Genomic DNA, 13,238 nt, shown 5'->3' with positions numbered 1-13,238 from the left:
CCTCCTCTTCTTCCCCTCTCCTCCCTCTTCCCCGAAGGAACCGTCATGCCCTCCTCCCGTCGCGGCGCCGTGCTCACCGCCTCCGCCACCGCCCTGCTGCTCGCCCTCTCCACGACCGCCTGCGGCGGTGCCGGCTCCGGCGGCGAGGGCAGGGGCGGAAAGGTCCGGGTGCGCATCGCGTACCAGGCGATCCCCAACGCCGACCTGGTGGTGAAGAACCAGAAGCTGCTGGAGAAGGCGCTGCCGGACGCCGAGGTGTCGTGGGTGAGGTTCGATTCGGGCGGCGACGTCAACACCGCCGTGATCGCCGGGTCGGTGGACTTCGGGCTCCTCGGTTCGAGCCCGGTCACCAAGGGGCTCTCGGCGCCGCTGGACATCCCGTACAAGGTGCTGTGGATCCACGATCTGATCGGGGACAACGAGGCGCTCGTCGCCAAGAAGGACGTCGCGTCCGTCGCCGCGCTCAAGGGGCGCAAGACAGCGACCCCGTTCGGTTCGACCGCGCACTACTCGCTGCTCGTGGCGCTGGAGTCGGCCGGGCTCAAGGCCTCCGACGTGTCGCTCGTCGACCTCCAGCCGCAGGACGCGCTCGCGGCCTGGCAGCGGGGCGACGTCGACGCCGCCTATGTGTGGACGCCGAGCCTGACCGAGCTGAAGAAGGACGGGAAGGTGCTCGTCTCCAGCCGGGAGATCGCGGCGAAGGGCAGGCCGACCGCCGACCTGGGCGTGGTCACCGACGCGTTCGCGGCGAAGCATCCCGAGATCGTGGACGCCTGGCTGAAGGCCGAGGACCAGGCGGTGAAGCTGGCCAAGAGCGACCCCGCGAAGGCGGCCGCCGCGATCGGCGCCGAGCTCAACCTCGACCCCGAGGAGGCCCGGAGGCAGCTCGCCGAGCTGGTCCTGCTCACCGCCCGGGAGCAGCAGGGCGCGCAGTACCTCGGCAGGCCCGGCGCTCCGGGCGCGCTCGCGGGGAACCTGCACGACGCCGCCGTCTTCCTCAAGGGCCAGAAGGCCATCGACGCCGTGCCGGACCGGTCGGTCTTCGAGAAGGGCCTCGCGCTGAAGGAGCTGGCCCGTGTCGCCGGCTGAGCGCGTGACACCGGCCGGGGCCGTGTCGTCCGCCGGAGCGGGTACGGAAGCGGTGTCGGGCGCCGCCGGCATCGGGCCGTCCGACACCGGACCGTCCGACACCGGGCCGTCCGGGGCGGGTCTGCCCGACACCAAGACGCCCGACACCGGGCCGTCCGACGCCGGGCCGTCCGACATCGAACTGTCCGGCGTCGAGGTCCGCTACGGCACGCCCAAGGCCCCCGTCGTCGCGGTCTCCGGCGTGTCCCTGACCGTGGCGCCCGGCGAGTTCGTGGTCCTGGTCGGCCCGTCGGGCTGCGGCAAGACGACGCTGCTGCGGCTCGTGGCGGGCTTCGAGCGGCCCGCCGCCGGAAGCGTGGAGGTGCGCCGGAAGGTCGGCGTGGTCTTCCAGCGGCCCCGGCTCTTCCCCTGGCGCACGGTCGGGGGCAACCTCGCCTTCGCCCTGGCCCGGCACGGCGTGGAGCGGTCCGCCCGGGCCGGGCGGGCCGAGGAACTGCTGTCCCTGGTGGGCCTCTCGGGCATGGCCGGGCGGCGCACCTGGGAGCTGTCGGGCGGCCAGCAGCAGCGCGTCGCGATCGCGCGGGCGCTCGCGGCGGAGCCGCAGGTCCTGCTGATGGACGAGCCGTTCGCGGCCCTGGACGCGCTCACCCGCGAACGCCTCCAGGAGGAGGTGCGCGCCCTGGCGTCGGCCACCGGCGCGACCGTCCTGTTCGTCACGCACTCGGCGGAGGAGGCGGTACTGCTCGGCTCCCGGGTCCTGGTGATGGCGGCGGGCCCCGGCCGGGTGGTCGCCGAGGTCCCCGTGCCCCTCCCGCGCGATCCGGACACGGACGTGGCCGCCCTGCGCGGCGACCCCGGCTTCGCCGCCCTGCGGTCGGAGCTCGCGGCGGCGACGCGGAGTCCGGCGGCCTGAGGAACGGGGGTCCGGGGCCCCGGGGGCGGGCCGGCGGGGCGGGCCGGGGCGATCACGGCGCCGGGGGCTGCGGTTACCCTGGCGCCGGACGCGAGGAGGAACCATGGCGCGGATGTCTTCGGCCGCACGACGCGGGCAGCTCGTCGAGGCGGCGATCAGGGCGATGACCAGGGACGGGGTCGCCCGGACCACCACCCGGTCGATCTGCGCCGAGGCGGGGGTGTCGCTGAGCGTCTTCCACTACTGCTTCGAGTCCAAGCAGGCGCTCCTCGAAGCCGCGATCGAGACGATCACCGACAACTACGTGGCGCGCGTGATGTCGGCGGTGGAGCCGGGGGCCACCCTGCGCGAGACCGTCCGGGGCGCGCTCCGGACGTACTGGGACCACGTCACCGCCCATCCCGGCGAGCACATGCTGACGTACGACCTGACCCAGTACGCGCTGCGCGAGCCCGGGTTCGAGCACCTGGCGCGGGCCCAGTACGAGCAGTACGTGGCGTCGGCGGCCGATCTGGTCGAGCGGGTGGGAGCGGTGCGGGGGGTGGGGCCGAAGGTGCCGGTGGAGGTGGTCGCGCGGTACCTGGCGGCGGCGATCGACGGCCTCACGCTCCAGTTCCTCGTCCTCGGCGACGAGGAGGCGGCGGACGGCCATCTCGACCTGATGGCGGATCAAGTCGTTGCCCTGATGGAGGGTTGAGGGGAGTACGGGACTCCTCACCCGCGAGTAGGTCATCTGTCCCGGACCCTTGACTCGGCCCTCCGGCACCGCGATCCTCGGCACGCCCGGTACTTCCCCACCGACCGGAGGCTCGCTGCCCATGACTCGACCCCTTTCGCGCGGGAGGGGCGGCGGATCCGCCCTCCTGGCGCTCGTCCTCGCCCTGGCCGCCGTCCTCTTCGGCTCCGCCCCGGTCCCCGCCGCCGCGGGCGGCTCGTGGTGGGAGCCGGCGTCCCGTCCCGCCGCCGACTCGCAGATCAACGTCACGGGCGCGCCGTTCACCGGAACGGACGCCCGGGGGAAGGTGCGCGGGTTCGTCGACGCGCACAACCACCTGATGTCCGACGAGGGCTTCGGCGGCCGGCTCATCTGCGGCCGGACCTTCTCCGAGGCGGGCGCGGCCGACGCCCTCAAGGACTGCCCCGAGCACTACCCCGACGGCTCCGGCGCGCTGTTCGAGAACATCACGGGCGGCGCCGACGGCCACCACGACCCGGTCGGCTGGCCCACGTTCAAGGACTGGCCCGCGCACGACTCCCTCACCCACCAGCAGAACTACTACGCCTGGGTCGAGCGCGCCTGGCGCGGCGGGCAGCGCGTCCTGGTCAACGACCTGGTGACCAACGGCCTGATCTGCTCGATCCTGCCCCGCGACCGGGGCTGCGACGAGATGGACTCGATCCGCCTCCAGGCCCGCAAGACGTACGAGCTCCAGAGCTACGTCGACCGGATGTACGGCGGCCCGGGCAAGGGCTGGTTCCGGATCGTCACCGACGCGGCGCAGGCCCGCTCGGTGGTCGAGCAGGGCAAGCTCGCGGTCGTCCTGGGCGTGGAGACCTCGGAGCCGTTCGGCTGCAAGCAGATCCTCGACGTCGCCCAGTGCGACAAGGCCGACATCGACCGCGGCCTGGACGAGCTGTACGGGCTCGGGGTGCGCAGCATGTTCCTGTGCCACAAGTTCGACAACGCGCTGTGCGGGGTCCGCTTCGACGAGGGGGCCATCGGCACGGCGGTCAACATCGGCCAGTTCCTGTCGACCGGCACCTTCTGGGCCACGGAGAAGTGCGCGGGTCCGCAGCACGACAACCCGATCGGCCTCGCGGCGGCCCCGGTGATGGCGTCGAAGCTGCCGCCGGGCGTGAGCGTCCCCTCGTACGCCTCCGACGCCAGGTGCAACACCCGCGGCCTGACCCGGCTCGGCGAGCACGCCCTGCGGGGCATGATCGACCGCGGGATGATGCTGGAGCTCGACCACATGAGCGTCAAGGCCGCGGGCCGGGCGCTGGACGTCCTGGAGTCCGAGGAGTACCCGGGCGTCCTGTCCAGCCACAGCTGGATGGACCTCGACTGGACCGAACGGCTCTACCGCCTGGGCGGTTTCGTCGCCCAGTACATGCACGGCGCGGAGGGGTTCGTCGGTGAGGCGGGGCAGAAGGCGGCGCTCCGCGCGAAGTACGGGGTCGGCCTCGGCTACGGCACCGACATGAACGGCGTCGGCGGCTGGCCGGGCCCGGTCGGCACCGGCGCGCCGAACGCCGTGACGTACCCCTTCCGCAGCTTCGACGGCGGGTCGGTGCTCGACCGCCAGGTCACCGGGCAGCGCGTCTGGGACCTCAACACCGACGGCGCCGCGCACCACGGCATGGTCCCGGACTGGATCGAGCAGATCCGGCTCACCGCCGGCGGGCCGGGCGTCGTGGGCGAGCTGGCCTCGGGCGCGGAGTCGTACCTGACCACGTGGAAGGCGACCGAGGACCACGAGCCGGGGGTGAACCTGGCGGCGGGCGCGCCCGCGTCGGCCAGTTCCTCGGAGTGGAACCCGTTCACGAGCTACGCGCCGGGCCGGGCCTTCGACGGCGACACGGGCACCCGTTGGGCCAGCGACTGGTCGGACGGCCAGTGGCTGCGGGTGGACCTCGGGTCGGCCCGCCCGGTCGGGAGGGTCGTCCTCGACTGGGAGAGCGCGTACGCGAGCCGGTACCGGATCGAGCTGTCGGACAACGGCGCGGACTGGCGGACGGTGTGGTCCACGACCACCGGGGACGGCGGCTACGACACGGCGGAGTTCCCGTCGCAGTCGGCCCGTTACGTGCGGATCCACGGCGAACGGCGGGCGACGAAGTGGGGGTACTCGCTCCACGAGGTGTCGGTCCACCGGGCCTGAGGGCGCCGCGCGGGCGGGGCCGGCCGGACCGGAGGACGGTCCGGCCGGCCCTCCGCCCTCCCACCCCCTCGTTCCGAGAAGGTCCCCGGTGCGGGATCATGGGATCCGGAACGCAGAAGGGACGGAACGGACGATGAGGCACCGCAGTGTCGCGGACCTGATGACGCCCACCGCGGTCGCGGTGCAGCGCGGGACGCCGTTCAAGGAGATCGCGCGGCTCCTCGACGAGTACGGCATCACCGCGGTCCCGGTGGTCGACGACGAGAACCGGCCGGTGGGCGTCGTCTCCGAGGCGGACCTGCTGCGGCGGCACACGGCGAAGGACGGGCCGAGCACGGCCGAGGCCATGATGACCAGCCCGGTCGTCACGGCCCGGCCGTCGTGGACGGCGGTCGAGGCGGCCCGGCGGATGGAGCGGCACCGGGTGAAGCGGCTGCCGGTCGTGGACGCGGAGGGGCGGCTGATCGGGGTGCTGAGCCGGAGCGACCTGCTCCAGCTCTTCCTGCGCAGGGACCGCTCCATCCAGGAGGAGATCCGCGAGGACGTGGTCGTCCGGATCCTGCGCCTCTCCCCGTCCGCCGTCCACATCGACGTCGACGAGGGCCGGGTGACGCTGAGCGGCGCGCCGGAGCGGCCGGGCATCGGCCCGATCCTGGTCCGGCTGTGCGAGACGGTGGACGGGGTCGTGGAGGTCGTGGACAGGCTGACGTACGAGGAGGGCGGCGGGGCCTGAGGCGCTCCCGGCCGTTCGGGGCCGGCGCCTCGCGGCCCCGGTCTCCGCCGGGCGCCTCGCTCCGATCTGGTGCCTCGCTCCGGTCGGGCGCCTCGCTCCGATCTGGTGCCTCACCCCGGTCGGGCGCCTCACCCCGGTCGGGTGACCGTCCCGTCAGGTCGCCCTCCCGTTCAGGTCGCAGGTCCGCCCGGGTGTCTCCCGTCAGGTCACCGCCTCCGGCCAGCCGTACCCGGGCCCGGTGCGCTGCGGCACTGTCCCGGCTCCCACCGCCTCCATCTCGCGGTCGGCCTCCCGCATCAGCTTGCCCGCCAGGTCCTTCATCGCCCGGCCCGCGGCGAGCTCGTCGCCGATCGCCGGCACGTCCGTGTCCGTCGGGTTGCGGTGGGCCGCGCCGTGGCCCGTGAGCGTCGAGGTCCCGGTGCTCAGCCGGGCCTCGGCCCGGGTCGTACCGCCGTCCTCGACCAGTTCCAGACCGACCGTCCACTCCAGGGTGCGGCTCATGGTCTGCCTCCTCGCGCCGTCGGCCGCGCGGAAACGGCGCACGGCCCTTCCGATGCCTCCAGGATCCCACCGGTGGAGGCCCCGGCGCGCGGGGGCGGCCCCGTTCCCGGGACGCCACCGGAGTTCCCGTGGCACCCGTGGCTTTCTCCATTGGTGGCCCTCCGGGCTCCGGTCTACGGTCGGAGGCGTCCCCCGCTTCCCCGCACTCCCCCGGAGACTCCCGTGTCCAAGATCCTCTTCGTGATGACCGGCGCCGACCACTGGACCCTCGCCGACGGCACCCGGCACCCCACCGGCTTCTGGGCTGAGGAGGTCGTCGCCCCCTACGAGGCGTTCCGGGAGGCCGGTCACGAGGTCGTCGTCGCCACCCCCGGCGGCGTCGTCCCCACGCTCGACCGGGGCAGTCTGGCCCCCGAGTACAACGGCGGACGGGAGGGCGCCGACCGGGTCGCGGCCGCGCTCGCCTCGATCGAGGAGATCAAGCACCCGATCGCCCTGGACGACGTGGACCCCGACGCGTACGACGCCGTCTTCTACCCCGGCGGCCACGGCCCCATGGAGGACCTCGCCGTCGACCCCGTCTCCGGCCGGCTCCTCGTCGACGCCCTCGACTCCGGCAGGCTCGTCGCCGTCGTCTGCCACGGGCCCGCCGCGCTCCTCGCCGCCACCCGGCCCGACGGCACGAACGCCTTCGCCGGGTACGAGGCCGCCGCCTTCAGCAACGCCGAGGAGGCCCAGGGCGGGCTCGCCGACAAGGCCGAGTGGCTCCTCGAAACCCGTCTGACCGACGCCGGCGTGAAGGTGCGGACGGGCGAGCCGTGGGCGCCGAAGGTCGTCGTGGACCGGAACCTGGTCACCGGCCAGAACCCCGCCTCGTCCGCCCCGCTCGCGGCCGAGGTCGTCGCGCGCCTCGCCTGACCGCGAGCCGGTGCGGAAACGCCGCCGTCCTTTCTCCCCGAGGCACGGAGACCCCCGGGCGGCGGCGGTGCTGCGCGGTCCGGCGCACCGCCCCCGACGGACCTGAACCCGGTGCGCACGTTCCTGGCGGTGTACCGCTCCGGCTCGTTCACCGCCGCCGGGCTCCTGGGCCCTTCGCGGCCCACGGTGACCGGCCGGATCCGTTCTCCGGAGCGGCAGACGGGCCGGGAGCGCTTCGAGCGGCTGCCGCGCGGCGTCGCCCCGACCGCCGTCGCGGACGACCTCGCGGCCCGCGTCGCGGCCCCGCTCGACCCGCTCGTCGCCGCGACCGGGGACGGGGCCGCGCCCCACGAACGGTATAACCGGAGCATGATCTACCACGTCGTTCCCCTCGCCGAGTGGTCCGCTTGTCCGGAGCGGCCGTACGCGCCCGCGTCCCTGGCCGAGGAGGGGTTCGTCCACTGCGCGCCCGACGAGGCGACCGCGCTCGCCGTCGTCAACGCCTTCTACCGCTCCTCCCCCGGGCCGCTCCTGGCGCTCGTCCTCGACGAGGACCGGCTGTCCGCCAGGACGGAGTGGGAGGCGGCCGATCCCGCGCCGCCCCCGGGGGTCCCCGGGGGGACCCTCTTCCCGCACGTGTTCGGACCGCTCGACCGCGGGGCCGTCGAACGGATCCTGGAGATCACCTGGGACGGGAGCGGCCGGGCCACGGGAACGGCGCCGCGGGAATGAAGCCGTGGGAATGACGCTGCGGACGCCCTGCGTGTTCTCTCCGCCGCGCGGCCCGCGGTGCGCGAGCATACGGACGCCGACACGAGCTCCCCACCCCGTGGGTCCGGTCGGGCGATTCCGGCCGGCGGGCGCCACGGCGCGTGACGGGCGCGGGTCGCAGTGCTCGACGCAAGAACACCGAGACAGGAAGAAGGACGGACGTGTCCGGCAGCGAAAGCGAGAACCCGGCGATCCCCGCCCCCACCCCGACCCCCACCCGGCCCCGGACGAACCGGGACTGGTGGCCCAACCAGCTGGACCTCCAGGTGCTCCACCAGCACTCGCCCCTGTCCGATCCGATGGGCGGGGACTTCGACTACGCGGCGGAGTTCGCCACCCTGGACCTCGACGCGCTGAAGCGGGACGTCTTCGAGGTGATGACGGCCTCGCAGGACTGGTGGCCCGCCGACTACGGCCACTACGGGCCGCTCTTCATCCGGATGAGCTGGCACGCCGCCGGGACGTACCGCATCGCCGACGGCCGGGGCGGCGGCGGTTCCGGCGCCCAGCGCTTCGCGCCCCTCAACAGCTGGCCGGACAACGCGAGCCTCGACAAGGCGCGCCGGCTGCTGTGGCCGGTCAAGCAGAAGTACGGCCGGAAGATCTCCTGGGCCGACCTCCTCGTCTTCGCCGGCAACTGCGCCATGGAGTCCATGGGGTTCGAGACCTTCGGCTTCGCCTTCGGGCGGGAGGACATCTGGGAGCCGGAGGAGATCTTCTGGGGACCCGAGGACACCTGGCTCGGGGACGAGCGCTACAGCGGCGACAGGGAGCTCACCGGACCCTTCGGCGCCGTGCAGATGGGCCTGATCTACGTCAATCCCGAAGGCCCCAACGGAGATCCCGACCCGCTGGCCGCCGCCCGGGACATCCGGGAGACGTTCGGCCGCATGGCGATGAACGACGAGGAGACGGCGGCGCTGATCGTCGGCGGCCACACGTTCGGCAAGTGCCACGGCGCGGTCGACCCCTCGTACATCGGCCCGGAGCCCGAGGCCGCCCCCTTCGAGCAGCAGGCCCTCGGCTGGCGGAACACGTACGGCACCGGCAAGGGCGCCGACGCGCTCACCAGCGGTCTGGAGGGGGCGTGGACCTCCCGGCCGACGAAGTGGGACAACGGCTTCCTGGACAACCTGTACGGGTACGAGTGGGAGCTGACGACGAGCCCGGCCGGCGCGAAGCAGTGGACGCCCACGGACGCGTCGGCGAAGGACACCGTGCCCGACGCCCACGACCCGTCGCGGAAGCACGCCCCGATCATGCTGACGACGGACCTCGCGCTGCGGCTGGACCCGGTCTACGGGCCGATCACGAAGCGCTTCCACGAGAACCCGGACCAGCTCGCGGAGGCGTTCGCCAAGGCCTGGTACAAGCTGCTGCACCGTGACATGGGTCCCCTCTCCCGCTACCTGGGCCCCTGGATCCCCGAGCCGCAGCTGTGGCAGGACCCCGTCCCCGCCGTCGACCACGAGCCGGTCTCGGACGAGGACGTCGCCGCCCTCAAGCGCCGGATCCTCGACTCGGGCCTGTCCCTGCCCCAGCTGGTCACCACCGCGTGGGCGGCGGCGGCGAGCTTCCGCGGCACCGACAAACGCGGCGGGGCCAACGGGGCCCGGATCCGGCTCGCGCCGCAGAAGGACTGGGAGGTCAACGCCCTGCCCGAGGTCGCCGGGACCGTGGAGGCCCTGGAGCGGATCCGGGAGGAATTCGACGGCTCGCAGGGCGACGGGAAGCGGATCTCGCTCGCCGACCTGATCGTCCTGGGCGGCTGCGCGGCCGTCGAGCAGGCCGCGCGGAACGCCGGGCACGACGTCACGGTCCCGTTCGCGCCGGGCCGCACGGACGCCTCGCAGGAGCAGACGGACGTGGAGGCGTTCGCCGTGCTCGAACCCAGGGCGGACGGGTTCCGCAACTACCTCCGGGGCGGCGAGAAGCTGTCGCCGGAGACCCACCTCCTCGACCGTGCCAACCTGCTGACGCTGACGGCCCCCGAGATGACGGTGCTCGTCGGCGGCATGCGGGTTCTGGACACCGGCTTCGCGGGGTCCCGCCACGGCCGGTTCACCCACCGGCCCGAGGCGCTGACCACCGACTTCTTCGTCAACCTGCTCGACATGGGCACGGAGTGGAAGACGTCGGCCACCGAGGAGAACGTCTTCGAGGGCCGCGACCGTGCGTCGGGCGAGCTCAAGTGGACCGCCACCCCCGTCGACCTCGTCTTCGGCGCGCACTCCCAGCTGCGCGCCCTCGCGGAGGTCTACGCCTCCGCGGACGCGGGCGAGAAGTTCGTGCGGGACTTCGTGGCGGCGTGGGACAAGGTGATGAACCTCGACCGGTTCGACCTCGCCTGAGCCCCTCGCCCCGTACCGGCCCGTCCCGGCCGGCCGCTCTCCGGCCGGCCGGGACGGGCCGCGGGGTCCGCCGTGTCTGCCGGGGCGATTGCCGGGTATCCGGGTCCCGTACGGACGATGCGGGCGGCCCTCGAAGGAGTGAAGAGCGTGACGGTCAAGGCGATGGGGTGGGCGCACTCGTTTCCCGTGTCCGGGGGTGTGCGGGCCGGTCGGCAGTGGACGCGGGACCAGCTCGCCTCCCTGTCGTGGACCGCGGCGGAGCCCGAGACGGTGGACTCCGTGGTCCTCGCCGTCTCCGAACTGCTCACCAACGCCCACATCCACGCGCACAGCGACGCGCAGCTCGTGCTCACCTGGGACGGCGACTGCCTCCACATCAGCGTCCACGACGAGGACCCGGCGCTGCCCCGCCCCCGCGATGCGGCCGAGGGCGCGGTCTCGGGGCGGGGCGTGAGCATCGTGCGGGCCCTCGCCGACGAGTGGAGCATGCGCTGCCAGCGGCACGGCAAGACGGTCACGGCGTGCTTCCGCCCCACCGTGCCCCCGGCCGACGAGGACCCGGTCGCCGACGCCGGGCGGTAGGCGGGCGGTGGCCGGTAGCCGGCCGGTGGCCGGGCGGGCCGTCCCCCACGGGGCGGTCCGCCCGGCCCCCTCGTGTCAGGGCTTGTTGGCGAGGGCCCCGAGGTACTGGTTCATCTGCTTCAGCCGCGCGTCCACACGGCTCTCCCGCTCGGACACGGTCCTCAGCTCGTCGCGGACCGCCAGCAGGGCCAGGACCACCGCCCTCGCGGCGGGATCGGACACGTCCTCCAGGGCCGCCCGGGCCTCGTCTGCCGCCGGAACGGGTCGGGATGCCTCTGCCATGGCTGCTCCTCCTGTCCGGCCGCCCATCGGCCGTTCCCGTACGTGTGCCCCGAAACTCCCCGTACGGACAGGGGGCCGTCCGTACGGGGAACCGGCGGACGGCGCGGGCGCCCGCGGCCGTCGGAAGGCGCGCGGGGCCGCGGTCAGAGCGGAGCGCCCCCGAACCCGATCCGGTTCCCGTCCGCGTCCTCGTACGTGACCTTGCGCACGCCGTTCGCGTAGGTCTCGCGGTCGGCGGGGGCCAGTCCGCGCGCGGTGATCCCGGCCACGCGGGCGTCGAGGTCGTCGACGAAGACCGTGTGGAAGGCGCCGCCGGCCCGCCCGGGCCGGTGCTCGATGTAGACGTAGAGGTGTTCCGCGAGCGCCCAGACGGCCTCCACGTCGTTCGGGAGGAACGCCGGAGGGGCGCCGAACAGGCGCTCGTACCAGCTCAGCGCCGCCGCGTAGTCCTCCACGGGGACGCCTGCGAAAAGATCGACGGCCATGGGGCCAGGATAGGTCCGGTGACGCGCTCCGGCCGGTGGACCGGTGCGTCCGGGGACGGGGAGGGGCCCCGGTCCGTCTCTCCGGGAGCGGGGCCGGGCGGGTTCCTAGCCGGTCTCCTCGGGGGTGGCGGTGTGGTCGCGGTGGCCGTGCGTGCGGCGGCGCTCCTTCATCTCGGCCTCGTGGAGGTGGCCGCGGCCGTCGGCGAGGTCGGAGACGGCGTCGCGTTCGAGCGCCTTGAACGGCTCGTAGTACGTCCGGTCGTAGTCCTCGACGACCTGGTACGTCCAGCGGCCCGGGATGACGTTGCGGCCGAGGACCTCCCGTTCGACGAGGTCGGCCCACTTCCCGTGGCCGGCCCTCCTCAGCAGCGCCACCGCCCTGTCGAGCTCCAGGTCGGCGGTGCCGGTCAGCTGGTGGAAGGAGTACAGGTGGCCGCGGGCCCGCTCGGTGGTCTCCAGGGCCTTGGAGAGCGAGCCCAGCGCCTCCACGGTGAGGTCGTCGACGTTCTCGGGCCGCACGCGGCGGCCCCGGTGATCATCATCGTTGTCCATGCCCCACCCTCTGCCCCCGGTCCGGGAGGGGCACACCCGGCCGGACCGCACGTGGCCCGGCCGGGTCAACCCGCGGGGCGGCGGATCAACGGCCGCCGCGGTCCGGGCCCTCCCCCGCCGCGAGGCCGCCGGGCCCGAGCAGACCCGTGGGGCGCAGGGCGCCCTTCTCCTCCAGGCGGGGCAGGGTCCTGGCCGAGGACCACGCCACGAGCGCGGGCAGGAGGGGGCGGACGGGCTGCACGAGGCGCAGCCAGGGCGGCGCGTAGACGGTGGCGGAGCGGCGGCGGACCGCCTCGGCCAGCCACGACGCCACCTTCTCCACGGGGTACACCTTGCGCGCGGGGCGCGGCATGTGGGCGCGGAGCTCCCGCAGGACGTCGTGGGCGTCCACGTCCCGCACCATGTCGGTGTCCGTCCAGTGCAGGTACGCGATGCCGACCGCGACGCCCCGGTGGGCGCACTCCGCGCGCAGCGACTGGGCGAAGGACTCGACCCCCGCCTTCGAGGCGCAGTAGGCGCTCATCATGGGGGCCGATCCGAAGGCGGCGGTCGAGGCCACCTGGAGGAAGTACCCGCGCGAGGCGAGCAGGCCGGGCAGGAACACCCTGGCCGTGGTGGCGCTGCCCATGAGGTTGACCTCGACGACGCGGTTCCACGTCCTCGGGTCGGACGCGGTGAACGGGCCGCCCTCGGCGACGCCCGCGTTGGCGATCACGACGGAGGGCTCGCCCAGGTCGCGGGTCACCCGGCGGGCCGTCCGCTCCATGAGGTCGTCGTCCGTCACGTCGACCTCGTAGCACCGGCTGCCCGCGGGCAGTTCCCGCGCCACCCGTTCCAGGGTCTCGCGCTCCCGGCCGAGCAGGGCGATCCGCATGCCCCGGCCCGCCAGGTCCCTGGCGAGGCCGGCCCCCAGGCCGCGTGCCGCGCCCGTCACGACCGCCGTCCGCCCCCGCAGGGGGTTGTCGTGCGACATGTTCCTCCAAGCGCTGGGTCGGGCCTTCCCGGTTCTCCTCCCCGCCGGTCGCGGGCTCGTCCCCCATGGCACCACCGGGCCCCGCGGGCCGCCCTCCGACTGCGCCGATTGCCGCACCGTTCGGATTTTCTCCGCGCAGGTGTGAGAACGGGGATCGGGGGCACGCGTTGCCAGGGGTGCGGAGGCCGGGAGGGGTGTGAAGCGAC

The 13,238-nt window shown here is 74.0% G+C and carries 14 protein-coding genes and 1 pseudogene; 10 read left to right on the top strand and 5 right to left on the bottom strand.

The window, feature by feature from the left end; translation table 11 throughout:
- Positions 1–45 precede the first annotated feature (45 nt).
- The 5 genes from ACIQKA_RS04900 to ACIQKA_RS04880 all read left to right on the top strand — a co-directional run bounded on the left by ACIQKA_RS04900 (position 46) and on the right by ACIQKA_RS04880 (position 5,617).
- Positions 46–1,089: a glycine betaine ABC transporter substrate-binding protein gene (locus ACIQKA_RS04900; RefSeq protein WP_383152501.1), complete on the top strand. Its 1,044-nt coding sequence runs from the start codon at positions 46–48 to the stop codon at positions 1,087–1,089.
- 121 nt (positions 1,090–1,210) lie between these two features.
- On the top strand, positions 1,211–2,002 hold the full coding sequence (locus ACIQKA_RS04895; protein ID WP_391093954.1) for an ATP-binding cassette domain-containing protein: 792 nt from the start codon (positions 1,211–1,213) through the stop codon (positions 2,000–2,002).
- A 103-nt stretch (positions 2,003–2,105) separates the two neighbouring features.
- The gene (locus tag ACIQKA_RS04890) at positions 2,106–2,699 is read left to right on the top strand and encodes a TetR/AcrR family transcriptional regulator (protein ID WP_383152502.1); all 594 of its coding nucleotides are present in this window, start codon (positions 2,106–2,108) and stop codon (positions 2,697–2,699) included.
- Positions 2,700–2,820: 121 nt separating this feature from the next.
- Positions 2,821–4,884 (top strand): discoidin domain-containing protein, encoded by a 2,064-nt coding sequence (locus tag ACIQKA_RS04885; protein WP_383152503.1) that lies wholly within the window; start codon positions 2,821–2,823, stop codon positions 4,882–4,884.
- A 133-nt stretch (positions 4,885–5,017) separates the two neighbouring features.
- On the top strand, positions 5,018–5,617 hold the full coding sequence (locus tag ACIQKA_RS04880) for a CBS domain-containing protein (protein WP_383152504.1): 600 nt from the start codon (positions 5,018–5,020) through the stop codon (positions 5,615–5,617).
- A 201-nt stretch (positions 5,618–5,818) separates the two neighbouring features.
- Here ACIQKA_RS04880 and ACIQKA_RS04875 read toward each other — a convergent pair whose 3' ends face one another.
- Positions 5,819–6,118 (bottom strand): DUF1876 domain-containing protein, encoded by a 300-nt coding sequence (locus ACIQKA_RS04875; RefSeq protein ID WP_383429216.1) that lies wholly within the window; start codon positions 6,116–6,118, stop codon positions 5,819–5,821.
- Between the two features lie 222 nt (positions 6,119–6,340).
- Here ACIQKA_RS04875 and ACIQKA_RS04870 point away from each other — a divergent pair, with 222 nt between their 5' ends.
- From ACIQKA_RS04870 to ACIQKA_RS04850, 5 genes and pseudogenes are all read left to right on the top strand, one after another.
- Positions 6,341–7,036 carry a type 1 glutamine amidotransferase domain-containing protein gene (locus ACIQKA_RS04870; RefSeq protein WP_383152506.1) on the top strand — a complete coding sequence of 232 codons (696 nt, stop codon included), beginning with the start codon at positions 6,341–6,343 and terminating at the stop codon, positions 7,034–7,036.
- Positions 7,037–7,138: 102 nt separating this feature from the next.
- Positions 7,139–7,381: pseudogene (locus tag ACIQKA_RS04865) on the top strand (LysR family transcriptional regulator); the annotation flags it as partial.
- Between the two features lie 24 nt (positions 7,382–7,405).
- Positions 7,406–7,768, top strand: coding sequence for a DUF952 domain-containing protein (locus ACIQKA_RS04860; protein ID WP_391093955.1), 363 nt, complete (start codon positions 7,406–7,408; stop codon positions 7,766–7,768).
- Between the two features lie 200 nt (positions 7,769–7,968).
- The gene (katG, locus tag ACIQKA_RS04855; RefSeq protein WP_383152507.1) at positions 7,969–10,158 is read left to right on the top strand and encodes a catalase/peroxidase HPI; all 2,190 of its coding nucleotides are present in this window, start codon (positions 7,969–7,971) and stop codon (positions 10,156–10,158) included.
- Between the two features lie 147 nt (positions 10,159–10,305).
- Complete coding sequence (locus ACIQKA_RS04850; protein WP_402539982.1) at positions 10,306–10,740, top strand: ATP-binding protein; 435 nt, start codon at positions 10,306–10,308, stop codon at positions 10,738–10,740.
- A 75-nt stretch (positions 10,741–10,815) separates the two neighbouring features.
- On the opposite strand, the gene ACIQKA_RS04845 is transcribed toward ACIQKA_RS04850, so the two are convergent.
- The 4 genes from ACIQKA_RS04845 to ACIQKA_RS04830 form a co-directional block, all read right to left on the bottom strand.
- The gene (locus ACIQKA_RS04845) at positions 10,816–11,022 is read right to left on the bottom strand and encodes a hypothetical protein (protein ID WP_383152509.1); all 207 of its coding nucleotides are present in this window, start codon (positions 11,020–11,022) and stop codon (positions 10,816–10,818) included.
- Positions 11,023–11,165: 143 nt separating this feature from the next.
- Entirely contained in the window at positions 11,166–11,507 is a 342-nt protein-coding gene (locus tag ACIQKA_RS04840) for a VOC family protein (protein ID WP_383152510.1), read from the bottom strand.
- Between the two features lie 105 nt (positions 11,508–11,612).
- Positions 11,613–12,059 carry a hypothetical protein gene (locus ACIQKA_RS04835; protein WP_383152511.1) on the bottom strand — a complete coding sequence of 149 codons (447 nt, stop codon included), beginning with the start codon at positions 12,057–12,059 and terminating at the stop codon, positions 11,613–11,615.
- A gap of 85 nt (positions 12,060–12,144) precedes the next feature.
- Complete coding sequence (locus ACIQKA_RS04830; protein ID WP_383152512.1) at positions 12,145–13,032, bottom strand: SDR family oxidoreductase; 888 nt, start codon at positions 13,030–13,032, stop codon at positions 12,145–12,147.
- Positions 13,033–13,238 lie beyond the last annotated feature (206 nt).

Origin of the sequence: Streptomyces sp. NPDC092045 (genome assembly GCF_044756005.1) — a bacterium.
Lineage (GTDB): Bacteria > Actinomycetota > Actinomycetes > Streptomycetales > Streptomycetaceae > Streptomyces.
This window is presented reverse-complemented; position numbering and strand designations above follow the sequence as displayed.